Annotated in this window: 21 protein-coding genes; 7 read left to right on the forward strand and 14 right to left on the reverse strand. The window is 68.7% G+C overall.

Going from position 1 to position 21964, the window contains the following annotated elements; all coding sequences use genetic code 11:
• From L324_RS05330 to L324_RS05355, 6 genes are all read right to left on the reverse strand, one after another.
• Nucleotides 1–1629, reverse strand: coding sequence for a monocarboxylic acid transporter (locus L324_RS05330; RefSeq protein WP_037304634.1), 1629 nt, complete (start codon nucleotides 1627–1629; stop codon nucleotides 1–3).
• Nucleotides 1626–1967 (reverse strand): DUF485 domain-containing protein, encoded by a 342-nt coding sequence (locus L324_RS05335; protein WP_037304862.1) that lies wholly within the window; start codon nucleotides 1965–1967, stop codon nucleotides 1626–1628. The genes L324_RS05330 and L324_RS05335 overlap by 4 nt, the downstream gene beginning before the upstream one ends.
• Before the next feature lie 145 nt (nucleotides 1968–2112).
• On the reverse strand, nucleotides 2113–3846 hold the full coding sequence (locus tag L324_RS05340; protein ID WP_037304637.1) for a sodium/solute symporter: 1734 nt from the start codon (nucleotides 3844–3846) through the stop codon (nucleotides 2113–2115).
• Nucleotides 3846–4193 carry a membrane protein gene (locus tag L324_RS05345; protein WP_037304639.1) on the reverse strand — a complete coding sequence of 116 codons (348 nt, stop codon included), beginning with the start codon at nucleotides 4191–4193 and terminating at the stop codon, nucleotides 3846–3848. Before L324_RS05345 ends, L324_RS05340 begins: the two co-directional genes overlap by 1 nt.
• A complete protein-coding gene (locus L324_RS05350; protein ID WP_037304641.1) occupies nucleotides 4190–4960 on the reverse strand; it encodes a LytR/AlgR family response regulator transcription factor in 771 nt (256 codons plus the stop codon). Before L324_RS05350 ends, L324_RS05345 begins: the two co-directional genes overlap by 4 nt.
• On the reverse strand, nucleotides 4957–6003 hold the full coding sequence (locus tag L324_RS05355) for a sensor histidine kinase (protein ID WP_037304642.1): 1047 nt from the start codon (nucleotides 6001–6003) through the stop codon (nucleotides 4957–4959). The genes L324_RS05350 and L324_RS05355 overlap by 4 nt, the downstream gene beginning before the upstream one ends.
• A gap of 74 nt (nucleotides 6004–6077) precedes the next feature.
• Between L324_RS05355 and L324_RS05360 the strand changes: the two genes are divergently transcribed.
• On the forward strand, nucleotides 6078–6587 hold the full coding sequence (locus tag L324_RS05360) for a hypothetical protein (protein WP_235783405.1): 510 nt from the start codon (nucleotides 6078–6080) through the stop codon (nucleotides 6585–6587).
• Nucleotides 6588–6667: 80 nt separating this feature from the next.
• Here the strand turns inward: L324_RS05360 and L324_RS05365 are convergent, their stop codons facing one another.
• From L324_RS05365 to L324_RS05385, 5 genes are all read right to left on the reverse strand, one after another.
• Complete coding sequence (locus L324_RS05365) at nucleotides 6668–7657, reverse strand: ABC transporter substrate-binding protein (RefSeq protein ID WP_037304645.1); 990 nt, start codon at nucleotides 7655–7657, stop codon at nucleotides 6668–6670.
• 81 nt (nucleotides 7658–7738) lie between these two features.
• The gene (locus tag L324_RS05370; RefSeq protein WP_051173650.1) at nucleotides 7739–8800 is read right to left on the reverse strand and encodes an ABC transporter permease; all 1062 of its coding nucleotides are present in this window, start codon (nucleotides 8798–8800) and stop codon (nucleotides 7739–7741) included.
• Complete coding sequence (locus L324_RS05375) at nucleotides 8797–9561, reverse strand: ATP-binding cassette domain-containing protein (protein ID WP_037304646.1); 765 nt, start codon at nucleotides 9559–9561, stop codon at nucleotides 8797–8799. The genes L324_RS05370 and L324_RS05375 overlap by 4 nt, the downstream gene beginning before the upstream one ends.
• Nucleotides 9558–10613: a class I mannose-6-phosphate isomerase gene (locus tag L324_RS05380; protein ID WP_037304647.1), complete on the reverse strand. Its 1056-nt coding sequence runs from the start codon at nucleotides 10611–10613 to the stop codon at nucleotides 9558–9560. Before L324_RS05380 ends, L324_RS05375 begins: the two co-directional genes overlap by 4 nt.
• A complete protein-coding gene (locus L324_RS05385) occupies nucleotides 10610–11596 on the reverse strand; it encodes a LacI family DNA-binding transcriptional regulator (RefSeq protein WP_037304649.1) in 987 nt (328 codons plus the stop codon). The genes L324_RS05380 and L324_RS05385 overlap by 4 nt, the downstream gene beginning before the upstream one ends.
• A 168-nt stretch (nucleotides 11597–11764) precedes the next feature.
• Between L324_RS05385 and L324_RS05390 the strand changes: the two genes are divergently transcribed.
• From L324_RS05390 to L324_RS05400, 3 genes are all read left to right on the forward strand, one after another.
• The gene (locus L324_RS05390) at nucleotides 11765–12130 is read left to right on the forward strand and encodes a hypothetical protein (RefSeq protein WP_037304651.1); all 366 of its coding nucleotides are present in this window, start codon (nucleotides 11765–11767) and stop codon (nucleotides 12128–12130) included.
• A 94-nt stretch (nucleotides 12131–12224) separates the two neighbouring features.
• The gene (locus L324_RS05395) at nucleotides 12225–14612 is read left to right on the forward strand and encodes a GH92 family glycosyl hydrolase (protein WP_037304652.1); all 2388 of its coding nucleotides are present in this window, start codon (nucleotides 12225–12227) and stop codon (nucleotides 14610–14612) included.
• Nucleotides 14613–14815: 203 nt separating this feature from the next.
• Nucleotides 14816–15181: a DUF3817 domain-containing protein gene (locus tag L324_RS05400; RefSeq protein WP_037304653.1), complete on the forward strand. Its 366-nt coding sequence runs from the start codon at nucleotides 14816–14818 to the stop codon at nucleotides 15179–15181.
• A 66-nt stretch (nucleotides 15182–15247) separates the two neighbouring features.
• Here the strand turns inward: L324_RS05400 and L324_RS05405 are convergent, their stop codons facing one another.
• Nucleotides 15248–15748 carry a MarR family winged helix-turn-helix transcriptional regulator gene (locus L324_RS05405; RefSeq protein ID WP_037304656.1) on the reverse strand — a complete coding sequence of 167 codons (501 nt, stop codon included), beginning with the start codon at nucleotides 15746–15748 and terminating at the stop codon, nucleotides 15248–15250.
• An 87-nt stretch (nucleotides 15749–15835) separates the two neighbouring features.
• On the opposite strand from L324_RS05405, the gene L324_RS05410 reads away from it, so the two are divergent.
• Nucleotides 15836–16135 (forward strand): thiamine-binding protein, encoded by a 300-nt coding sequence (locus L324_RS05410; RefSeq protein WP_037304658.1) that lies wholly within the window; start codon nucleotides 15836–15838, stop codon nucleotides 16133–16135.
• A 1-nt stretch (nucleotide 16136) separates the two neighbouring features.
• Here the strand turns inward: L324_RS05410 and L324_RS05415 are convergent, their stop codons facing one another.
• Nucleotides 16137–16553, reverse strand: coding sequence for a hypothetical protein (locus L324_RS05415; protein ID WP_037304660.1), 417 nt, complete (start codon nucleotides 16551–16553; stop codon nucleotides 16137–16139).
• Nucleotides 16554–16652: 99 nt separating this feature from the next.
• On the opposite strand from L324_RS05415, the gene L324_RS05420 reads away from it, so the two are divergent.
• Nucleotides 16653–17627 carry a tetratricopeptide repeat protein gene (locus tag L324_RS05420; RefSeq protein ID WP_037304662.1) on the forward strand — a complete coding sequence of 325 codons (975 nt, stop codon included), beginning with the start codon at nucleotides 16653–16655 and terminating at the stop codon, nucleotides 17625–17627.
• A gap of 104 nt (nucleotides 17628–17731) precedes the next feature.
• Here the strand turns inward: L324_RS05420 and L324_RS05425 are convergent, their stop codons facing one another.
• Nucleotides 17732–19198, reverse strand: coding sequence for a neutral zinc metallopeptidase (locus L324_RS05425; protein ID WP_037304867.1), 1467 nt, complete (start codon nucleotides 19196–19198; stop codon nucleotides 17732–17734).
• Nucleotides 19199–19342: 144 nt separating this feature from the next.
• Here L324_RS05425 and glgP point away from each other — a divergent pair, with 144 nt between their 5' ends.
• Nucleotides 19343–21883 carry an alpha-glucan family phosphorylase gene (glgP, locus tag L324_RS05430; protein ID WP_037304664.1) on the forward strand — a complete coding sequence of 847 codons (2541 nt, stop codon included), beginning with the start codon at nucleotides 19343–19345 and terminating at the stop codon, nucleotides 21881–21883.
• Nucleotides 21884–21964: the final 81 nt, after the last annotated feature.

Genomic DNA, 21964 nt, shown 5'->3' on the forward strand with positions numbered 1-21964 from the left:
CTAGTGGGCGACCGCCTTTTCGGCGCCCGCACCGGTGAGGGAGCGGACCTCCATCTCGGCGTACTTCTTCTGGTTGTGCTCCTTCGACAGGACCGTGCCGAGCCAGCCGAGGAAGAACGCGACCGGGATCGAGACGAGGCCGGGGTTGTCGAGCGGGAACCAGTGGAAGTCGACGCCCTGGATCATGGAGGCGCTCTTGCCGGTCTTCGGGTCTACGGGCTTCCCGGAGACCGCGGGCGAGAAGACGATCAGCAGGACGCAGACCGCGAGGCCGCCGTAGATGCTCCACAGCGCGCCCTGGGTGTTGAACCGCTTCCAGAACAGCGAGTAGAGGATGGTCGGCAGGTTCGCCGAGGCCGCGACAGCGAACGCGAGCGCCACCAGGAAGGCGATGTTCTGCCCGTTGGCGAGGATGCCACCGAGGATCGCGACCGCGCCGATCACCAGCGCGGTGATCCGGGCGACCTTCACCTCCGAGGCCGGGGACGCCTTGCCCTTCTTGATCACGTTGGCGTAGACGTCGTGCGCGAACGACGCGGACGCCGTGATCGTCAGGCCCGCGACCACCGCGAGGATCGTCGCGAAGGCGATCGCCGCGATCAGGCCGAGCAGGATCGGCCCGCCGAGTTCGAGCGCCAGCAGCGGAGCGGCCGAGTTCACGCCACCCGGCGCCGCCTTGATCTTGTCCGCGCCGACGAGCGCGCCGGCGCCGTAGCCGAGCACGAGGGTGAACAGGTAGAAGACGCCGATCAGCGCGATCGCCCAGACCACCGAGCGACGGGCTTCCTTCGCCGTCGGCACGGTGTAGAAGCGCATCAGGACGTGCGGCAGACCCGCGGTACCGAGCACCAGCGCGATGCCGAGGGAGAGGAAGTCGAGTTTGGTCGTGCCGGTCTTCCCGTACTGGTTACCCGGTCCGAGCAGCGCTTCGCCGGCCTTGCCCGCCTTGTCCACGGCGCCCTGCAGCAGCCCGGAGAAGTTGAAGCCGTACAGCGCGAGCACCCAGACCGTCATCGCCAGCGCACCGGCGATCAGCAGCGCGGCCTTGATGATCTGCACCCACGTGGTGCCCTTCATGCCGCCGATGAGCACGTAGGCGATCATGATGATGCCGACGATCACGATGATCGCGGCCTGCCCGGCCTTGCTCTCGATCCCGAGCAGCAGCGCGACGAGGCCACCGGCACCCGCCATCTGCGCGAGCAGATAGAAGAACGAGACGGCCAGGGTGGACGTCGCCGCCGCGGCCCGAACCGGGCGCTGCTTCATCCGGAACGCCAGCACGTCGCCCATGGTGAACTTGCCGGTGTTGCGCAGCAGTTCCGCCACCAGTAGCAGCGCGATCAGCCACGCGACCAGGAAGCCGATGGAGTAAAGGAAACCGTCGTAGCCGTAGACGGCGATCGCACCCGCGATCCCGAGGAACGACGCGGCGGAAAGGTAGTCGCCCGCGATGGCGACGCCGTTCTGCGGACCGGTGAACGCGCGTCCGGCGGCGTAGTAATCCGACGCGGTCTTCGTGTTCCGGCTGGCCCGGAACACGACGAACAGCGTGACCAGGACGAAGAGACCGAAGATGGTGATGTTGAGCGCGGGGCTGCTGCCCTCGACTCCGGCGGCGAGGGTCATTTGGTCTCACTCTCGATGTCCGTGCGGATCTTCTCCGCGATGGGGTCGAGTTTCTTGTTCGCGTAGCGGACGTAGAGCCCGGTGATCAAGAAGGTCGATACGAACTGCAACAGGCCGAAGACGAGGCCGACGTTGATGTTGCCGAAGAGCTTCGTGCTCATGAAGCCGTGCGCGTAGTCGGCGAGCAGCACGTACAGCAGGTACCAGACGAGGAACAGCGCCGACACCGGGAACACGAACCGGCGCAGCCGTGAACGCAGCTCCTTGAACTCGGCGCTGTCGTGGGCCTTGTCCCAATCGGTCTCAGGCGGACTGGGTGCGTCCGTTTCGGTGCTCATGGTGGTCTCCTTGCTGTCCACGAGAACGAGCACGGCCGGGGGACCGGGGGAAGTCAGATGCATCCGTACGCACATCGCCTTCCCTTCGCCGCGCCGCGAATGTGTTCCGCGCCACGTTAAGGAGGGCTCAAGCCGACCGGAACCGTCAGCGGTTCAAACGCCTGCCGAGACGACGAACGGTCGACGAACGGTACTCAGACCACGACGAAGGGGTTTCGGCTGTGCGATCGTCCAGATGCAGCCGCAACATGGCGGCGGTTGACCAGGAAGGAGGCCTGCCCCGTAAGGAAACCACGAGCATTACGCCGAATGCCAGTGGAACCGACCACGGGGCGGGCTGCGACACCAGGATCGCGGGCAGGCCGCTCAGCGCGGGTCCGAACAGGGCCACGAGGATCGACCCGGACGACGCGACCAGTCCGGTGAGGACACCGCTGATCGCGCCCGCCGCGGTCAGCCGGTTCCACCAGATCCCGAGTACCAGCAAGGGACAGAACGTCGACGCGGCCACGGTGAAGCCCCAGGTGACGAGCACGCCCGCGTCCAATCTGGCCGAAGGCAGCGCGAGCAGGACCATCACCGCCGCCGCGCCGAGCACCGACCAGCGCAGCCGCCGCAGCCCACCGGGCATCAGGTCGTGCGCGACCGCGCCGGAGATCACCAGCAGGAGCCCGAGCGACGTCGCGAGGAACGCGGCGAACGCGCCCGCTGTCAGCAGCCCGGTGAACAGCGAACCGGCCCAGCCCTGGTCGACCTGCGACGGCAGCGCGACGACGACGAGGTCGGTCGCGCCGGAGACGTACAGCTCGGGCACGAGCACTCGGCCGAGCACTCCGTAAACCCCTGGGAACAGGTAGAAAACGCCGAGCAGGACGACGGTGATGGCCGCCGTCCGGCGGGCGGCGCGGCCGTCGGGGCTGGTGTGGAAACGCATCAGGACATGCGGCAGGCCCATGGTGCCGAGCATGGTCGCGATCAGGATCGCCCAGGTGCCGAGCAGCGGGTAGCCGTGGTCGCCGAGGTCGAGCAACGGCCGTTGCCAGTCCGGCCCGCCCAGCGGGGCGCCACCGCGGACGGCGGGAACCGGTGTGCCCTGGGCGAATTCCAGGACTTCACCGCTCCTGGCGGTCAGTTCTCCCGGCGGCACAACGCGTTTCTCCGGGCTGAGCAGGGTGGTCGGTTCGCGCAGGGTCAGCGTCACGTCGATCTCGAACGACAGCTGGGTATCGCGGGCGAAGTGGGTGAACTCCACCGGATGCACCGAAGCCGACCGCTCCTCGGGGGTCACCTGTGAGACCAGCCAGATCGCGGGAATGAGGAACAGCAGCAGTTTCAGCACGAACTGGAACGCCTGGACGTAGGTCGCCGCGCGCATCCCGCCGAGCGCCAGTGTCGCGCTGACCGCCGTGCCCGCGATGACGACGCCGACCCAGTACGGCGTCCCGCCCACCGCGGTGAGGACCAGCCCCGCGGTGCGGAACTGCGGTACCAGGTAAAGGGTTCCGATCACGAGGACGACGATGGCGGCGAGGCGGCGCAGCGCGGGCGAGGCGAGCCGCGCTTCGGCGAAGTCCGGCACGGTGAGCGCGCCGGACCGCCGCATCGGCGCCGCGACGAGCACCAGCATCGCGATGTAGCCCGCGGTGAACCCGACCGGATACCAGAGCGCGCCGATGCCGTCCTTCACCACCAGCCCGGCGACGCCGAGGAACGACGCCGCGGACAGGTATTCGCCGGAGACCGCGGCGGAGTTGACCAGCGGCGAGATCCGGCGGGAGGCGACGAGGAAGTCCGACGTCGTCCGCATGGCGGCGACCCCGCGCAACCCGATCAACAGGGTGATCAGGACGACGGGGGCCACCGACAGCACCGCGACCACTAGTCGTCCTCGATCTTTTCGGCCCGGCGCAGTTGCCACCACGACAGCAGCGCCATCGCCGGATACGGCAGGATCGCGATCATCAGCCAGGACAACGGGATGCCGGCCAGCCGCACCGAATCCAGCCCGGGGAAGACGCCGAACACCAGCGGGAGACCGAAGACCAGCCCGAACATCCCGGCCAGCGCGGGAAGCCCGCGACGGCGCTGGGCCCGGTAGAGCCTGTCCGCGCGTTCGGCGTCGTTCGCCGCCAGCCGGGGCACCCGCCAGCGGCCGCGCGACCGGCGCCGCGAATGCGCGAGCCGGGTCTGCGGGCTGGTGACGGCGACCCGTTTGACGCGGCTCACCGCCGGTTCCCCCGGCCCAGTTCACCGCGTTGCGCGGCGGCGAGCAGCCGGTCGCGCAGGTCACGCGCGTGGCGTCGGCTCACCGGCACGTCGCCTGCCTCGGTATGCGCGAGCAGTCCGCCGGTGGTGTCGCTGCGCAGTTCCAGCACCGCGTCGACGGCGACCAGGAAACCCCGGTGCACCCGCGTGAATCCGGTGCCCTCCCAATACTCTTCGAGCCGGGAGAGCGGCATCCGCGTGACGTGGACGCCGGATTTCGTGTGCAGCCGGACGTAGTCGCCGTGGGCCTCGACGAACTGGACGTCGTCGCGCCGGACGTACCGCGTGCGCCCGCCGGATTCCACCGGCAGCGCGGACATCGCGTCCGGTGCCGGTTTCGGCTCGTCGGCCTGGTTGCCCGCCATCCGGACCACTTTGGACAGTGCGGCGGACAGCCGTTCCGCGCGGACCGGTTTGAGCAGGTAGTCGACAGCGCCGATGCCGTAGGCGGTCACGGCGTGGCCGTCGTGCGCGGTGACGAACACGATCACCGGCGGCTCGTTCAGCCGGGCCAGCAGCGAGGCGAGTTCGAGCCCGTCGAGTCCCGGCATGGAGATGTCGAGGAAGACGGCGTCGAAATGACTGCCCTGCAACAGTTTGAGTGCGTTGAGCGCGTCACCGGCCGCGACCACCTCGGCGACTTCCGGTGCTTCGCGCAGCAGGCTGCACAGTTCGTCGAGGGCGGGCGGCACGTCGTCGACCGCCAGTACCCGGAGCCCGTTCGTCACGGCAGCACCCCCGGCTGGAAACGGGGCACGCGCACCACGACCCTGGTGCCCGCGCCGACCTCGGTTTCGACCGTCAGGCCGTACCACGGCCCGTAGACACTGCGCAGTCTCTTGTCCACATTGGCCAGTCCGACGCCGCCGTCGTCGCCGCGCCCGGCCAGGATCGCCGCCGCGCGGGCGGGGTCCATGCCGAGTCCGTCGTCCTCGACGCTGATCACGCAGTCGTTCCCTTCCGCCATTCCCTGTACCTGGATGAACCCCGCCTCGGAGCGCGGTTCGATCCCGTGCCGGATCGCGTTCTCCACCAACGGTTCCAGCACGAGATACGGCACCGCGACCGCCAGCACCTCCGGCGCCACCCGCACCTGGACCCGCAGCCGTTCCCCGAGTACCGCGCGCTGCAGCGCCAGGTAGGTCTCGATGGCGCGGAACTCCTCGGCGACCATCGTGTACTCGCCGTGCCGGGCGAGGCTGTACCGCGTGTACTCGGCGAAGTCGAGCATCAGGTCGCGGGCGCGATCCGGATCGGAGCGGACCAGCGAGGAGATCACGGTGAGCGCGTTGTAGACGAAATGCGGCGAGATCTCGGCCCGCAGCGCGCGCAGTTCCGCCTCCGCGGCCTGTTCGGCGGACGCCTCCAGCCGCCCGCGTTCGAGCGCGTGGACGACGAGTTCGGCGGCCTGGCGGGCGATGGCGTTCGTCCCGCCCGCGACCAGGAGGACCCCGGACAGTTCGTCGTGGACGTGCAGCGGCAGCGCCAGCAATCCGGGCTCGGACACCGGTGTCTCGGAGTGGAGGACCTCGTCGAGCGCCGCCACGACGACGTCGTCGGAGGCGGGACGGCCGGACCAGATCAGCGAACCGGAGAGGTCGGTCAGCCCGAGCCCGGGGACGCCGAACAGCCGCCGGAGACCGTGCGTCGCGTGGCGGACGCGGGGGCCGGCGAGACCGTCCATGAGATCGTCGGAGACCCGCTGGGCGGCGGCGAGTACCGGCACCGGATCGGCGGCCGGGGCGGTGCGCCAGGGCAGACGGGTGCTCATCGGCCACCTCCCTCCGCGACGTCGAGGGCTAGATCCTAACGTCGGTGCGTGGTTCCGGCGGTTACGCTCCGGGCATGGTCGTTGGGGATACCGTGGTGCTCCGGCTCGACGTCGTGATGCGACGGCTCGCGCTCGTCGGTTTCGTGGTCTTCGGCGGTGGCGGTGTGGCGGCCGTCGTCGTCTCGCTGACCGGGCTGGCGAGGCAGACCGGCTCGCAGGCGATGTACGGGGTGCTTTTCGGCCTGCTCAGCGTGGCTTTCGCCGGGCTGATCCTGCTCGGACTGCGGCGTTCGGCCGAGTTCCTGACGGTGTCCGCGGCCGGATTCGCCGTCGGGCGTCGTGAGGTGGACTTCGAGGTGCGGTGGACCGAGGTCACGCGGCTGCGGGTGTGGCGGGAGAAGCGGCGGGTGGGGCGGTGGATGCACTGGTGGCACTACCGGCTCGAATGGACCGGTTCCGGGCCGGACCTCCTGCTCGAGGGTGACGAGTACGTGTACGTGCTTGGGCACCTGGGTGGGGGCGCCAGGCTGTATGCGGCCCTCACGCTCTTCGCGCCTGCTGGAGTGGTCGAGCTCGCGGAGTGAGTGGGTCCCGAACGCCATGAAAGGTCCTTTCCTTGCAAAATTTGCAAGGAAAGGACCTTTCATGGCGTTACCGAAGCGCGTCAGCAGCTCTGCTTGTAGAAGTACTGCGCGTTGGCGTCCATGTTCGCCTTGGTGATCGAGTGCAGCGAAGCGGTCAGGTTGCGCGTGACCGGTTTACCCTCCAGCGCCGCGATGGCCTGCTGCACGCCCTGCTGTCCGATGGCGGCCGGGTCCTGCGCGATGAGGCCCTGGTACTCACCCTTGCGCAGCCCCTCGATCTCCGACGGCGAGGCGTCGAAGCCGATCAGGTTGACCGCGCCGATCTTGCCCGCGTTCCGCAGGCCGGTCGCGGCGCCCTCGCCGGTGTTGAGGTTCGTCGCGAAGATGCCGATCAGGTCCGGGGTGGACGCGAGCGCGGCGGTCACCTTGGACGCGGCCTGGTCCGGCTCGTTCTGGGTGAACTGCACGCCCGCCGACTTCAGGTTCGGGTAGTTCTTCAGCTCGTCCTCGAAGCCCTTCGCGCGGGTGTTCGTGGTCGAGGTGCCCGCGATGGTGTCGAGCACCAGCACCGAACCGGTCTTGCCCGCGGCCAGCTCCGACATCGTCTTGGCGGCGAGCTTGCCGCCCTCGGCGTTGTCCGAGGAGATGGACGACTCCGCCACGCTGGTGTCCTTCAGCGCGGTGTCGACCTCGATGATCTTCGCGCCACGCGACTTGACCTGCTGGATCGGGGCGAGCATCGCCTGCGCGTCGGTCGGCGCGATCAGCAGCGCGGCGGGCGGGTTGGAGCCCAGCGCGTTGACGAGCTGGGTCTGCATGGCCGCGTCGAACTTCTGCGGCGCCTGCGTGGTGAGCTCGTAGCCCGCCTTCTTGGCCTCGGCCTCGGCGCCGCACTGCATCGAGATGTAGAACGGCTCGGCCTGCACACCCGGGATCAGCGACAGTTTCTTGCTGGTGGTCTTGGCGCCGGAGTCGCCCGACGACGATCCGCCGACGGTGCCGCCGCCGCAGGCGGTCAAGAGGAGGGCCGCGGAAACGGCGGCACCGGTGACGAGCAGGGTCTTCTTCATGGTGATTGCACCTCTTTGTGCATGGATTCGGATTGACGTTGCGAAGCAGTTCCGTTGAGGGTGGTGGTGGGGCGGGGAGGGTCAACGAGAATTGCGGCGACGACGGCGCCGCTGGTCGAACCAGACCGCGGCGATCAGCACCGCGCCGACCGCGATCATCTGCCAGAAGTCCTGGACCTGCGTGATGTTGAAGCCCTTCTTCAGCACGGCCGGGATGAACACGCCGATCACCGTGCCCAGCACCGAACCGACACCGCCGAAGAGGCTCGTGCCACCCATCACCGTGGCGGCGATGGCGTTGAGGTTGTCCGTGGTGTGCGCCGAAATCGTCGTCGACGCGTAGTACGCCAGCGAGAGGAAACCGGCGATACCGGCGAGGAAACCGGTGAGCGTGTACACCTTCAGCAGATGCGCGGTCACCCCGATCCCCGCCCGGCGCGCGCCCTCGGCGTTGGAGCCGACGGCGAAGGTGTAGCGGCCGAATTTGGTGGTGTGCAACAGCCAGGCACCGATCAGGGTGATCACCACGGCCACCAGCACCAGGTTCGGCACCCCGCCGAACGAGGTCCCGTAGCCGAGCGTCTTGTTCAGCTCGGTCGGCACGCTGCGCACGTCGGACCCGTTGTTCAGCAGGTACGCGGCACCCAGTGCGGCACCCATCGTGCCGAGCGTGACGATCAGCGGCGGGATGTTGGCCACCGCGATCAGGAAACCGTTGATGAGGCCCCAGATCGTGCCCGCGACGACCGCCGCCACGAGCCCGGCGGTGATGACGCCCCAGCCTGCCTTCGTCGCGTCGCCGTCCGGGCTCAGCGCCTCCATCGTCTTGCCCGCCACCATGCCCGCGAAGATCAGCACGGAACCGACCGAGAGGTCGATCCCCGACGTGATGATCACGAACGTCATGCCGACCGAGAGCACCAGCAGTACCGAAGTCTCGATGAGCAGCGTCTGGAAGGTGAACAGCGTCGCGAACTCGGCGGGCGCGATCGCGGTGAACACGATGATGAGCGCCAGCAGCACCAGCGCGATCCAGAAGGTGTTGGCCCCGATCAGCCGCTGGCCGATCGATCGCTTGCCGAAGCCACCGTCCACAGAGGTCTGGATTTCGGGGTTCTTCTTCGTCGGAGTGGACACGGTCACGCCGCCTCCTCTTGTACGAGCGCCCCGGTCATGGCGGCGACCAGGTCTTCGAGTTTCGTGTCGGAGCCGGTGAACCGGGCGACGCGCTTGCCGAGCCGCAGTACCTCGATGCGGTCGGACACCGAAAGCACCTCGGGCATGTTGTGGCTGATCAGCACGACGGCGATGCCCTTGTCCCGCACCTTCTTGATCACGTCCAGCACGCGTTCGCGCTGCACCACGCCGAGCGCGGCCGTCGGCTCGTCCATGAACACGACCTTCGAGGCCCACACGACCGAGCGCGCGACCGCGACGCTCTGCCGCTGCCCACCGGACAGCGAGCCGATCGGGACGTCGGGACTCTGCAAGGTCACGCCGAGCCGCTGGAACTCGTCCACGGCCTGGCGGCGCATCTCCTTCTTGTCCAGCATCCCCAGTTTGCCGAGGATCCCCTTGCGGTGGATCTCCCTGCCGAGGAACAGGTTCGCGGCCGGGTCGAGTTCCGGTGCGACCGCGAGGTCCTGGTACACCGTCTCGATCCCCATCCGCCGGGCCGTGGTGGGGGAGTCCAGTACCACCTCGGAGCCGTCGAGCAGGATCTTGCCCGACGTCGGCTGCTCCGCGCCGGACAGGCATTTGACCAAAGTGGACTTCCCGGCGCCGTTGTCGCCGATCAGCGCGGTGACCTCACCGGCCCGCGCCTGGAACGACGCGCCGCGCAGCGCTTCCACCGAACCGTAGCGTTTGACCAGGTCCTGTGCGTCGAGCAGGAGTTCGCTCACGATCGCTCCCTCTTCTCCGGTGCCGGCGGCCTGCAGCGGATGACCGTGACGTCGCCCTCCACGCCTGCCTGACCGGCGTCGTACGGGACCACGTAGGTCTCGCCCTTGCTCAGTGCGTACTCGCCGCCGTGTTCGGTGCGGAGCGTCCCCGAGCCGTCCATGACGACCAGCACCGCGAACGACGGATCCAGTGACAACGTTGTCGACCTACCGGAAGCAGCGGGACGGAGCTGATCGGCGCGGAAGAACGCGTCACTGCCGTCGGCGAGCAGGTCCACAGTGGACGCTTCGTCACCGGCGGTGCGCTTGACGATCGAGCCGAGTCGTTCCTCGTCCCAGCCCGAGGTGTCCAGTGTCTCGATGGCGGTTTCGAATCCGATCCCGAGATGCGCCTTCTCCGGGTTCGCCAGGAAGTCGCGCCACTCCAGCGTCAGCGAGAAGTCGGTCGGCTGCTGGAGTTCGACGACGAACACGCCCTCGCCGATCGCGTGCGGCAGGCCCGCCGGGATGTAGACCGTGTCGCCGGGTGTGACCGCGACGCTGTTCAGGGCCCCGATCATGGCGGGCGCGTCCTGGGTGCGGGCCCATTCGTTGACCGTCGCTTTGTCGACGGTCTCCTGGAAACCGGGGTAGACGCGCGGGTCGTCGCCGTAGGTGCCGACCACGATCCACGCCTCGGTCTTGCCGAAGTGCGAGTCGAAGTGCCGCCGGGCGAACGCGTCCGACGGGTGGAAGTGCACCGGCAGCCGCTGGCCCGCGTCGAGCAGTTTCACCAGCAGTCCGGTCGAGTCGCCGAGTGCCTCGACGTGTTTGGCACCGAGCCAGGCGTTCGGGTTCTCGCGGACGGCGTCGCGCAGCCAGACCCCGCTCGGGAGCCTGGTCAGGCCGTTGGTCTCCTGGCCGAACATCGTGGTCGCCGAGCCGACCCAGTCTTCGGGGCCGAACTTGCTCTCGGAAGGGGCGCCCCGCAACGCGGCGATGGCGTCCCCGCCGCGGTAGAACTGCGGCGGCTGGTTCGCCGGCAGGCGGATCGGTTCGAGGTGGCCGCTCATGAAGGGGCGACCTCCCCGGAACCGCGGGCTACGAGATGCACGGGCAGAACTACCTTTCTCGGTGCGGATTGATCTCCCTGGACCCTGGCGAACAGCAGTTCCGCGGCCGCCCGGCCCAGCGCGCTCACGTCGTGCGCGATCACGGAGACCGGCGGATCCAGCAGATCCGCCAGTTCGAAGTCGTCGAAGCTGATCATCGCGGGACGCCGCCGCTCATGCGCCAGCGCGCGCAGCAGGTGCACGGCGACCCGGTTGTTGCCCGCGACCACCGCGGTGGCCGGATTCGGCCCGGTGAGCAGCCGCCGCACGGCGTCGCCGACGCTCTCGGCGGTCGGCGTCCGCATCACGACGAGGCTCTCGTCGTAGGGAATCCCGTTGCGGACGCAGCCTTCCCGGAATCCGCGCAGGCGTTCGCCCGCGGTGAAGATGTCCGGGCTGTCGGCGAGGAACGCGATCCGGCGGTGGCCGTGTTTCGCGAGATGGGCGACCGCTTCGATGGTGCCGCCGATGTTGTCGACCAGCACCGTGTCGGCCACGATGTCGCCGGCGGGCCGGTCGAGGAACACCACGGGCGTGCCCGCGCGCATCTCCGGGACCAGATAGCCGTGCTGCATCCCCGCCGGGACGACCAGGATGCCGTCGACGCGACGGGAACAGAACTCGAGGACCAGCTCGCGTTCGCGATCGGAGTTCTCCTCCGACGAACCGGTCAGCACCTGGCGCCCGAACGAGGTCGCGATCCGTTCGACGGCCCGGTTGAGTTCCGAGTAGAAGGGGTTCCCGACGTCCTCGACGATCAGGCCGATCGTGCCGGTGGTCGAACCGCGCCGCAGGTTCCGCGCGCCGAGGTTGCGCCGGAAGCCGAGCTGCTCGATCGCCGCCATGACCCGCTCGGCGGTGTCCGGATGGACGGCGGGCTCGTCGTTCACGACCCGCGAGACGGTCTTGATGCTCACTCCGGCGAGCCGGGCCACGTCGCTCATCGTGGCCCGTCGGCTGGTGGTGCGGTGGCCGTTGTCCGGGCCGCTGGAAGACAACGTTGTCATAGTGGCGGGAATTGAACGCCAGCGACGCGGTGATGTCAATGCCCGGTTCGCCGGGAAGACACTTTCCGAGTTCGAACCGTTATTGCCCACCTCGATACTGGCGTGATGAGCGAGTTCTACCGGCCGGTGTCCCCGGGGCCCGCGCTGGGCGAGCCCTTCGCGCCCGCGAGGCCGTCGGACTGGCCCGGCACGGAGTCCGCGACATGGGAGCCCCTGCTGCGCGCTTTCGTCACGCCGGGCCGGGTGCGGCTGATCGTCGAGACCGTCGCGGGTGCGGGAACCGTGGGCCGCGTGCGCCTGCTGATCGACGGCGATTCGCTGGCCACCGAGCTGGGTGCGGGCGAGGACGTCACCCGCGAGATGGTCGAACTGGACATCGAGGACGAGCCGACCGAGATCGTCCTGGAAGGGCTGCGGCAGTCGGGATCCGGCACGGTGCGGGTCGCGGCTTTCGTACTTCCGCTGTCCTGAATCGGACAGGGTTTGGCGGACCTCTTGACCAGGTGGTCTGTTCTTGTCGAAGGTGAGCAGGCAGCGACAACGTTGTCAGGAGGCGGCCTTTCCCATGCCTGCACGCACTTCGACCCGCGTCGCCGGGTTGCTCACCGCGCTCGTCGTCCCGGCCGGGCTTTTCACGCCCGTCGCGGCGGCGGCGCCCGGCGGCGACCCCGTGGACGCGGTCAACACCTTCATCGGCACCAAGGACGACGGGAACACCTTCCCCGGCGCTTCGGCGCCCTTCGGGATGACCTCGGTCAGTCCGATCTCGTCGCATTACGCCGGCTATCGCTACGACGACACCGCGATCCGCGGCTTCGGGCATTTCTTCCTGTCCGGCGCGGGCTGCTGGGAGCAGGGCGGCCTCGTGTCGACCTTGCCCACCACCGGCGCGGTCGGCCCCGGCGCGGCGTTCGACACGGGCAAGCCCGAGACCTTCGACCACAAGAAGTACGCGTCGCCCTACACCCACGAGGGCGAGGTCGGGAAACCCGGCTACTACAAGGTGCGGCTCACCGGCTACGGCGGCGTCGACGCGGAGACCACCGCGACCACGAGGACCGGCGTCGAGCGGTACACCTTCGCGAAATCCGGGGACGCCAACGTCTTCGTCAACGTCGGCCAGGCCAACGACAAGGAGCCGGTGACGGCGAGCCAGATCCGCGTCGTCGGGGACCGGACGGTCGAGGGAATGGTGGAGTCCCAGGCGTTCTGCGGCGGGAAGCCGTACAAGACCTGGTTCACCACGACGTTCGACAAGCCGTTCAAGTCGTTCGGGACCTGGTCGCCGACGGGCGGTACGCCGGGTTCGAAGGAGTCCGCCGGCGGCGAGGGCCTGCGCGGCGCTTGGCTGACCTTCGGCGGTGGCCAGGTCACCGCGACGACGGCGATCTCCCATGTGGACGCTTCCGGCGCCCGGCTCAACCTCGCGTCCGAGAAGAACCGGTCGTTCGACGCGGTCCGCGACGGCGCCCAGCGCGCCTGGCGCAAGGAACTGTCCTCAGTGGACATCCACGGCGCGGCCAAGGACGACCGCACGGTCTTCTACACCTCGCTCTATCACGCGCTGCTGCAGCCGTTGACCGGCAACGACGCCGACGGCCGCTACCGCGGTTTCGATGACAAGATCCATCGGGCGCTGGGTTGGACCTACTACGAGTTCTTCTCGCTGTGGGACACCTATCGCACACAGAACCAATTGCTCGCGCTGCTGCGGCCGTCGCGCGCGAAGGACGTCGCCAAATCCGTGCTCGCCATCCACGACCAGGGCGGCTGGCTGCCGCGCTGGGCGTACGCGAACCAGGAGACGAACACGATGACCGGCGACCCGGTCACACCGTTCCTGGTCGACCTGTGGCGGTTCGGCGCGCTGTCCGGGCAGGAACTGAAGGCGTACCAGGCGCTTCTGCAGAACTCGCGGGAGATCCCGCCCGCGTCGTCGCCGTTCCAGGGCCGTTCGGGTAACGCGAGCTACCAGAAGGACGGGTTCGTCCAGTACGACCCGGACTTCCCGAAGAAGGGTCAGGACACCGACCCGAACCACGGCGCTTCCGCCACCTTGGAGTACGCGCTCGCCGACTGCTCGCTGTCCATCATGGCCGCCGGCCTCGGCAAGACGGCGGACGCGAAAGCCCTGTCCGACAAGGCCCGCACCTATCGCACCCTGTGGGATTCCTCGGTGACCGACCGCGGTTTCACCGGGTTCTATCGGCCCAAGGTCTCCGGGGGAGACTGGTTCAGCCCGGTGGGCAAGCCGTTCGACCCGCAGAGCCAGGACGGATTCCACGAGGGCACGTCGTGGCAGTACCAGTGGCTGACCCAGCAGGACGTCCCCGGTCTCGTCGAACGCATGGGCGGCAAGGAGAACGTCGGCAAGCGGCTCGACGACTTCTTCGCCTACGGGGATCTGGTCAAGGATCCGGCGAAGACCGTGCGCGAGGAATGGGTCGTCGGCCCGTACAACTACTACAACCAGTTCCGCTACAACCCGAACAACGAGCCGGATCTGCACTCGCCCTGGATGTACACGCTGACCGGGCAGCCGTGGAAGACCTCGGCCGTGGTGCGCGCCGCGCACACGTTGTTCACCAACGCGCCGAACGGAGTCACCGGTAACGACGACCTCGGCACCATGTCCGCGTGGTACGTCTTCAGCGCGCTCGGCCTGTATCCGGCGGTGCCGGGGACCGGGCAGTTCGTGCTGAACGCGCCGAGGTTCGAGAAGTCGGTGGTGCATCTGGAGAACGGCCGCGACATCACGATCAAGGCCGACGGTGCCGACCCGGCGAAGCTCCAATACGTCCAAGGGCTGGGAGCCGGATCGCAGCGGGCGTATGTCGGTTTGGAACAGTTGACGCGAGGGACCACTTTGGACTTCAAGCTCACCGGAGACGCGGCGAAGGCCACCTGGGCGACCGGCCCCGAAGGTGCGCCGAAGTCGCCCTGCGCGGGGTGATCCGACTGGTTCAGACCGGTTCGCACCGGGGGTCGTGAGAAGCATCACGGCCCCCGGTGTTCCGGTGAGGGGCGTCACGCCTCACACTGGTATTACCACGTCCGACAGCGCTGTTGACGTTCTTGGCGAGTCCGCCTTGGACAGTGCTCGTCGGACGTAGTCATGTGCACACACATAGTGGTGAGACCCCACAGGAGGAGAAAGTGTCCAGCAAGGCCGCTCTAGTATTCCGCGTGGCCGCGGTAGCCGAAGCCCTCTCCTGGGCCGGGCTGCTGGTCGGGATGTTCCTCAAGTACGCCGTCAAGCTCGGCGAGGGCGGCGTTCCCGTCCTCGGCATGGTGCACGGTGTCGTGTTCGTCCTCTACGTGCTGGTCTCCCTGTCCGTGGCGAAGCCGCTCGGCTGGCGCCCGAAGACCCTGATCCTGGCGCTGCTCTCCAGCATCCCGCCGCTGTTCACCTGGCTGTTCGAGTCCTGGGCGCTGCGCAACGGCAAGCTCGACGGCCCGCAGCGGCTGTCGCACGGCGGTGTCGGCCTGTTCGCCAAGACCCCGGAAACCGTCGCGGCCTGATCTTCCTTTAAAGCGCGTGAAGGCCCCCTTCCCTCGGTTGAGCCGAGGGAAGGGGGCCTTCACGCGCTATTCGGTGAAGTCGCCGGTGGCCTTGCGGACCTTGGTGAGCAACTCGGTCAGCTGCTCGGTCTGCTTGCCGGTGAGCCCGGTCAGCCCGAAGTCGATTTCGGTGACCGCCTTGGTGGCCTCTTCGCGGCGTACGCGGCCTTCGTCGGTGATCTCGACCAAGGTGGTCCGGCGGTCGGTCGGATGCGGGACGCGCTTGACCAGCCCGTCCTTTTCGAGCCTGTCGACGATGTTGGTGACGCTCGTCGGGTGCAGCTGCAGCCGCTCGCCCATCACGCGCATCGGCAGATGGGACGCGCGCGCGAAGGTCAGCAGGACCAATGCCTCGTACCGGGCGAAGGTCAGCCCGTGTGGTTTGAGCGCGCCGTCCACCGCGGACTGGATGATCTGTTGCACGCGCATGATCCCGGTCACCGCGGCCATGGTCGAGGACGGCCCGATGCGGGCCTCCCACAGCTGCGCCGCGCGGGCGATCGGGTCGAACGGCAACGGACGGCTCATGGCGTTCGAAGTTACCAGCGGGTACCCGTGCCACGCCGCACGACCGGGTGTTATGCGTGGGAAAAGCGTCTGAACGAGGAGCAGAACATGATCGTCGCCTTCAGTGTCAGCCCGTCCGCGTCCGAGGAGGACGGTGGGGTCAGCGAAGCGGTCGCCCGTGCGGTGAAGGTGGTCCGCGAGTCCGGCCTGCCGAATTCGACCAACGCCATGTTCACCAACATCGAAGGCTCCTGGGACGAGGTCATGGACGTCGTCAAACGGGCCGTCGAAGCCGCGGGTGAAGGCTCGTCGCGGGTCGGGCTGGTGCTCAAGGCCGACATCCGGCCGGGTTACGAAGGCCAGCTGACCGCGAAGGTGGAGCGCGTCGAGAAGCACCTGAGCGAATAGGTCAGGGGAGTGGTGGGGTGAAGGAGACCAGCCACAGCTTGTCCTTGACCGCGATGGCGACCGGATAGCCGAAGGAACGGCCATCGCCCAGTTTCCCGCTGACGGTCGCCGAAGTCGGCGCGAGATCGTCCGGGGCGAACTTCACCGTGACGTCGTGGGCGCCGCGGTCGGTCAACGCGTCGATATAGGACTTCGCGAAGTCGCCCGCCGCCGCGGGCGGGTAGTCGATGAGCCCGGAGAGGGCCTCCACGTCGTGCCGGTTGAGCGCGGTGGTGAGGTCCTCCCGGAGCTGCCCCGGACTGTCGACGCCGGGGTCGGGCTGATGAGCGATCAGTACCGTGATCACCGCCACCCACGTGACGGCGATGGCGATCGCGACGGCCACGGTGGCCGTCCTGCGGGTCGGAATGTCGATCACCCCCTCCTGGCGAGCCTGCCGGAACGGGCCCGTCCTGCCAAGCGGGCAGCCGGGGGCACCTGCGGTGAAACGCTCGGAGATGCGTGCCAGGATGGAACCGTGACACACCCACGCGGATCAGCAGCGAAGACGGCGGCGATGTCCGCCGCGCTTTCCGGCGCGGTCGACCTTTCCGCGCTCAAGGCACGAGCAGAAGCGAGTCAGAAACAGCCCCCGGCGCCACCGCGGCCCTCGGCGGAGGGCGGCGCACCGGGCGGTCCGGCCGCGGGCGGCGCCGTGATCGACGTCACCGAGGAGACCTTCCAGGCCGAGGTCGTCGAGCGGTCCCTGCGGCAGCTGGTGGTCGTCGACCTGTGGGCCGAATGGTGCGGCCCGTGCAAGCAGCTCAGCCCGGTGCTGGAGCGCCTCGCCGCCGAATCCGGCGGTGCCTGGGTGCTCGCGAAGGTGGACGTCGACGCCAACCCGCGCATCGCGCAGCTCTTCGGCGCGCAGTCGATCCCGACGGTCATCGCCATCGGCGGCGGCCAGCCGGTCGACGCGTTCTCCGGCGCGCTGCCCGAACCCGAGATCCGCAAGTGGCTCGGTTCGCTCCTCGACGCGCTGCGGGACAAGCTCCCCGGCATCGCGGCCGCCGAGCAGAACGGCGGCGGCGTCGAACAGCCGGAAGACCCGCGGTTCACGGAGGCCGAAGAGGCCTTCGAACGCGGTGACTTCGCCGCGGCGCAGGCGGCCTACGAGCGCATTCTCGACGTCGAGCCGGCGAACGAGGAGGCCAAGACCGCGCTCGCCCAGGTCAAGTTCACCGCGCGCGCCGAAGCCGCGGGCCCGGACGCGATCGCGAAGGCCGACGCCGACCCGGCCGACCTCGACGCGCAGCTCGCCGCGGCCGACCTCGAGGTCGCCGGGCAGCAGCCCGAGGCGGGTTTCGCGCGGCTGATCGCGGCGGTGCGGCGGACGGCGGGCGACGACCGCAACAAGGTGCGGGAGCACCTGGTGGCGCTGTTCGAACTGTTCGACTCGGCGGACGAGCGGGTCATGAAGGCGCGACGGGATCTGGCGAGCGCCCTTTACTGAGGTATCGCAACCCCTGGATGAGATGAAAGGTCCTTTCCTTGCGAAATTTGCAAGGAAAGGACCTTTCATAGCACTTCAGGAAGCGACGACCGGACCGCTCACGATCAGCCGTACTGGGTCGAGCACACCGACGAGCTTTCCAGGTAGCCCTTCCGCAGTGCCTCGATCCGCTCGAAACCGTTCTCCACCCGCTTGCCGTTGACGTCGGCCGAGACCAGGCTTTCCGGGCTCAGCAGGTCGGAGATGGCCTCGTCGAGGTCACCGGCCGAAAGCCGCAGGGTCGCGCCCGGCACCGAGCTGGCCTTCGCCCACGCCCCGACCAGGCACGCGGTGCGCAGACCGGCGTTCGCGTTGTCGATCGACGCGCCGACACCCTTCTGGATGCCCATCGCGTAGCGGGACGCGATTTCCGAGAACGCGGCGAAGTCGCCCTTGCCCTCGCTGTGCCCGCTCTCCCATTCCGCCTGCTGATCGACCGGCTGGGCGAGTTCGCGCAGCTTGGCCATGTCGATGCTGACGGTGTTGTTCGACGCGCAGTACGACGCGGGCGGGGTGCTGACGCCGCCGGGGCAGCTGCCGTTGCCGTCCTCGGTGATCTCCGGGCCGGGGACACCGGCGCCCTTGAAGGCGTCGTCGAGGCTCTTCTTCAGGATCCCGATGATCTGGGCGTCGAGCTTCGAGTCGCCCTTGCCCTTGTCACCCTTGTCGAACGGGCGCTCGGTGATCCGCGCCTTGATGTTCTCCTCGTTCATCGCCGCGCATTCCTTCGGGCCCTTCTCGAACCCGACCTGGAACGCGTACGTGCGGTCGAACGCCGTGCCGTGCGCGCCCTGTTTGGTCGCGCTGGTGCCCGCCTGGTCGCGGATCAGGAACAGCGACGCCATGACCTGGTTCAGGCCCTCGGAGGTGGAGACGCGGTAGAACTTGCTCTTGTCCTCGGCGACCCAGCGGAAGTAGCCGCCGGCGAAGCAGTCGGCCTGCTGTTCCTTGACGATCGACGGGGTGTTCTTCTTGATGTTGGCCTTCTCGCCGAGCCGGTACTGCACGGCGTGGCCGAGTTCGTGCGCGAGCACGACGGCGCTCGCCATCTTCCCGAACCGTTCGCGCAGCATCGGCAGCAGCACGCCGCGGTCCCACGCCACCGAGTCGTCCGGCGGGCAGTAGAAGGCGTTGACCAGGCCCTTGACGCTGCCGCATTCGGTCTCTTCGGTGTCGGACCGCGCGCTGTAGGACAGCAGCGACTTCAGCGGCTCGTACTGCTGGCCGAAGTCACGCGGCATGACCTCGCTCCAGTAGGTCTGCGCGTCGGCGATCGCGGCGATGGCGAGCGTGTCGTCTTCGGAGCCGTCCTCGTTGCGGACCTGCAGGTCCGGCTTCGGGGCGTCCGGCTTCAGCCCGCTTTCGAAATGCGTGACCGGCAGTCCGGCGATGTCCCCGGCTCCCGGCTGGCTGCCGTCCTTGCCGGTTCCCGTGCCGCCCTTGTCGCTGCAGGCACTCAGCCCGAGGGCCAGCACCGCCACGACCGCGATCAGAGCCGGGCGCCGAAAGCCCAGCACTCCCCCTTGGATCATGTTCACTCGCTTGTCGTCAGGGCCCCGACCGGGCCGCGTACTCCGGCAAGCAGGGACCATACCCAGCGCTTATGGCGAGCGTGCAGGTAATCCCCGAAGTGGGTCTTGAGCGAGGTGGGGACTGTGGCGATATGGTCGCTCCTCATGAGAGCAGTCCGCCGGTTCACCGTCCGCGCGAGCCTGCCGGAGTCGCTCTCCGGCCTCGGTGACCTCGCCACGAATCTGCGCTGGACCTGGCATCCGCCCACCCGTGACCTGTTCGCGTCGATGGACGCGGAGCTGTTCAACCGGGTCCGCGACCCACTGCGGATGCTGACCGCCCTGCCACCGGCCAGGCTCGACGAGCTGGCCGTCGACGACGCCTTCCTCGCCCACGCGCGCGAGGCGGTCGCCGATCTGGACCGCTACCTCGCCGAGCCCCGCTGGTATCAGAAGCAGAACGACGCGGACCTGCCGTCCGCCGTCGCGTACTTCTCGATGGAGTTCGGTGTCACCGAGGCGCTGCCGAACTACTCCGGCGGCCTCGGCGTGCTCGCCGGTGACCACCTCAAGGCGGCGTCGGACCTCGGCGTGCCGATGGTCGGCGTCGGCCTGCTCTACCGCGCCGGGTACTTCCGGCAGGCGCTGTCGCTCGACGGCTGGCAGGTCGAGCACTACCCGGTCATCGACCCCAACGCCTTCCCGCTGGAACTGCTGACCGACGGCGGCAAGCCGGTGCTGGTCGACGTCGCGATGCCCGCCGGGCGCACGCTGCACGCGCAGATCTGGAAGGCCCGCGTCGGCCGGATCCCGTTGCTGCTGCTGGACACCGACACCGACGCCAACGACGAGGACCTGCGCGCGGTCACCGACCGGCTCTACGGCGGCGACGCCGACCATCGCATCCGGCAGGAGATCCTGGCGGGCATCGGCGGTTTCCGCGCGGTGCGGCGCTACTGCGAGCTGACCGGGCATCCGCAGCCGAAGGTGTTCCACACCAACGAAGGCCACGCCGGATTCCTCGGGCTGGAACGCGCGCGCGAGATCATCCAGGCCGACGGGCTGGCCTTCGACGAGGCGCTGCCCGCGGTCCGCGCCGGCACCGTGTTCACCACGCACACCCCGGTCAGCGCCGGGATCGACCGGTTCCCCGTCGACCTCGTCCAGCGGTATTTCACCGATGGCAGGCTCGTCCCGGACGTCGACCCACGCCGTGTGCTGGCGCTCGGCGCGGAGGACAACCCCGGTCTGTTCAACATGGCGCATATGGGATTGCGGCTCGCGCAGCGCGCGAACGGCGTCTCGGCGCTGCACGGCCGGGTGTCGCGGCGGATGTTCTCCCGGCTGTGGCCCGGGTTCGACTTCGACGAGGTACCCGTCTCGTCGGTCACCAACGGCGTCCACGGGCCGACCTGGGTGGCACGCGAACTGAGCGCGCTGCTCGGGCGCAACCACGAGGAGTGGGGTCTCGACGGCACCCAGGGCAGGCCGCTGCGCGACGGCGTCAGCGACGAGCAGCTGTGGGCGCTGCGACGGGAACTGCGGGAGAAGCTGGTCGCCGAGGTGCGGCGGCGGGTGCGGGCCGCGTGGATGCAGCGCGGAGCGTCCGCGCTCGAACTCGGGTGGACCGACACGGTCTTCGACTCCGACGTGCTGACCGTCGGCTTCGCACGCCGTGTACCGACGTACAAGCGGCTGACGCTCATGCTGCGCGACCCGGAGCGCCTGCGTGCGCTGCTGCTGGACGAGCGGCGCCCGATCCAGCTCGTCGTCGCGGGCAAATCGCATCCGGCCGACGAGGGCGGCAAGCAGCTGATCCAGCAGATCGTCCGGTTCGTCGACGATCCCGAGGTGCGGCGCCGGATCGTCTTCCTGCCGGACTACGACATGTCCATGGCCCGCTACCTCTACCGCGGCTGCGACGTCTGGCTGAACACGCCGGTACGCCCGCTGGAGGCGTGCGGGACCTCGGGGATGAAATCCGCGCTCAACGGCGGCCTCAACCTGTCCATCCGCGACGGCTGGTGGGACGAGTGCTACGACGGCAGCAACGGCTGGGCGATCCCGACCGCGGACGGCGTCACCGACCCGCTGCGCCGTGACGAACTGGAGGCCGCGGCGCTCTACGACCTGCTGGGCCACCAGATCGCACCGCTGTTCTACGACCGCGACGCCGACGGCGTGCCCGGCGGCTGGCTGTCGATGGTGTGGCACACGCTGGAGAGCCTGGGGCCGCGCGTGCAGGCGTCGCGGATGGTGCGGGAGTACGTCGAGTCCGGCTACCTGCCCGCGTCACGGATGGTCGCGGAGGCGACGGGCGACGGGTACCGCGGCGCGCTGTCGCTGGCCGACTACCGGACCAAACTCGACGTCTCCTGGCCGCGCGTGCGGGTCTTCGACACCGAACTGCTCGTCGAGGACAACGCGCCGATGGTCACCGGCACCGAGGTGACCATCCGGGCGCGGATCGATCTCGCCGGCCTCGATCCGTCCGAAGTGGACGTTCAGGCCGTGGTCGGGAAGGTGGGTGACGGGGACGAACTGAGCGACCCGGTCACCGTCGGGATGTCCGGCGACGGGATCGGCGCGTTCGCCGTCCGGCTGAAGCTGCCGCACCCCGGCTCGATCGGCTACACCGTCCGGGTGCTGCCCAAACACCGTCTGCTCGCGACTCCCGCCGAACTCGCCCGCGTCGTCCTGGCCTGACCCCCTCCCGCCTGCCGCATTTCGTGGGTTGTCAAGCCGGTGCCGAACAAAGGAAAACCCTGCTCTTCGCTTTCCATCGGA

Origin of the sequence: Amycolatopsis orientalis DSM 40040 = KCTC 9412 (assembly GCF_000478275.1) — a bacterium.
In the GTDB taxonomy this organism is placed as follows: domain Bacteria; phylum Actinomycetota; class Actinomycetes; order Mycobacteriales; family Pseudonocardiaceae; genus Amycolatopsis; species Amycolatopsis orientalis.

Bases quoted from the DNA above. Each gene is read 5' to 3' on its own strand.
- L324_RS05330 (WP_037304634.1), bottom strand. From the start codon at position 1,629: ATGACCCTCGCCGCCGGAGTCGAGGGCAGCAGCCCCGCGCTCAACATC.
- L324_RS05335 (WP_037304862.1), bottom strand. From the start codon at position 1,967: ATGAGCACCGAAACGGACGCACCCAGTCCGCCTGAGACCGATTGGGAC.
- L324_RS05355 (WP_037304642.1), bottom strand. From the start codon at position 6,003: ATGAGCACCCGTCTGCCCTGGCGCACCGCCCCGGCCGCCGATCCGGTG.
- L324_RS05360 (WP_235783405.1), top strand. From the start codon at position 6,078: ATGGTCGTTGGGGATACCGTGGTGCTCCGGCTCGACGTCGTGATGCGA.
- L324_RS05365 (WP_037304645.1), bottom strand. From the start codon at position 7,657: ATGAAGAAGACCCTGCTCGTCACCGGTGCCGCCGTTTCCGCGGCCCTC.
- L324_RS05380 (WP_037304647.1), bottom strand. From the start codon at position 10,613: ATGAGCGGCCACCTCGAACCGATCCGCCTGCCGGCGAACCAGCCGCCG.
- L324_RS05385 (WP_037304649.1), bottom strand. From the start codon at position 11,596: ATGAGCGACGTGGCCCGGCTCGCCGGAGTGAGCATCAAGACCGTCTCG.
- L324_RS05390 (WP_037304651.1), top strand. From the start codon at position 11,765: ATGAGCGAGTTCTACCGGCCGGTGTCCCCGGGGCCCGCGCTGGGCGAG.
- L324_RS05395 (WP_037304652.1), top strand. From the start codon at position 12,225: ATGCCTGCACGCACTTCGACCCGCGTCGCCGGGTTGCTCACCGCGCTC.
- L324_RS05405 (WP_037304656.1), bottom strand. From the start codon at position 15,748: ATGAGCCGTCCGTTGCCGTTCGACCCGATCGCCCGCGCGGCGCAGCTG.
- L324_RS05410 (WP_037304658.1), top strand. From the start codon at position 15,836: ATGATCGTCGCCTTCAGTGTCAGCCCGTCCGCGTCCGAGGAGGACGGT.
- L324_RS05425 (WP_037304867.1), bottom strand. From the start codon at position 19,198: ATGATCCAAGGGGGAGTGCTGGGCTTTCGGCGCCCGGCTCTGATCGCG.
- glgP (WP_037304664.1), top strand. From the start codon at position 19,343: ATGAGAGCAGTCCGCCGGTTCACCGTCCGCGCGAGCCTGCCGGAGTCG.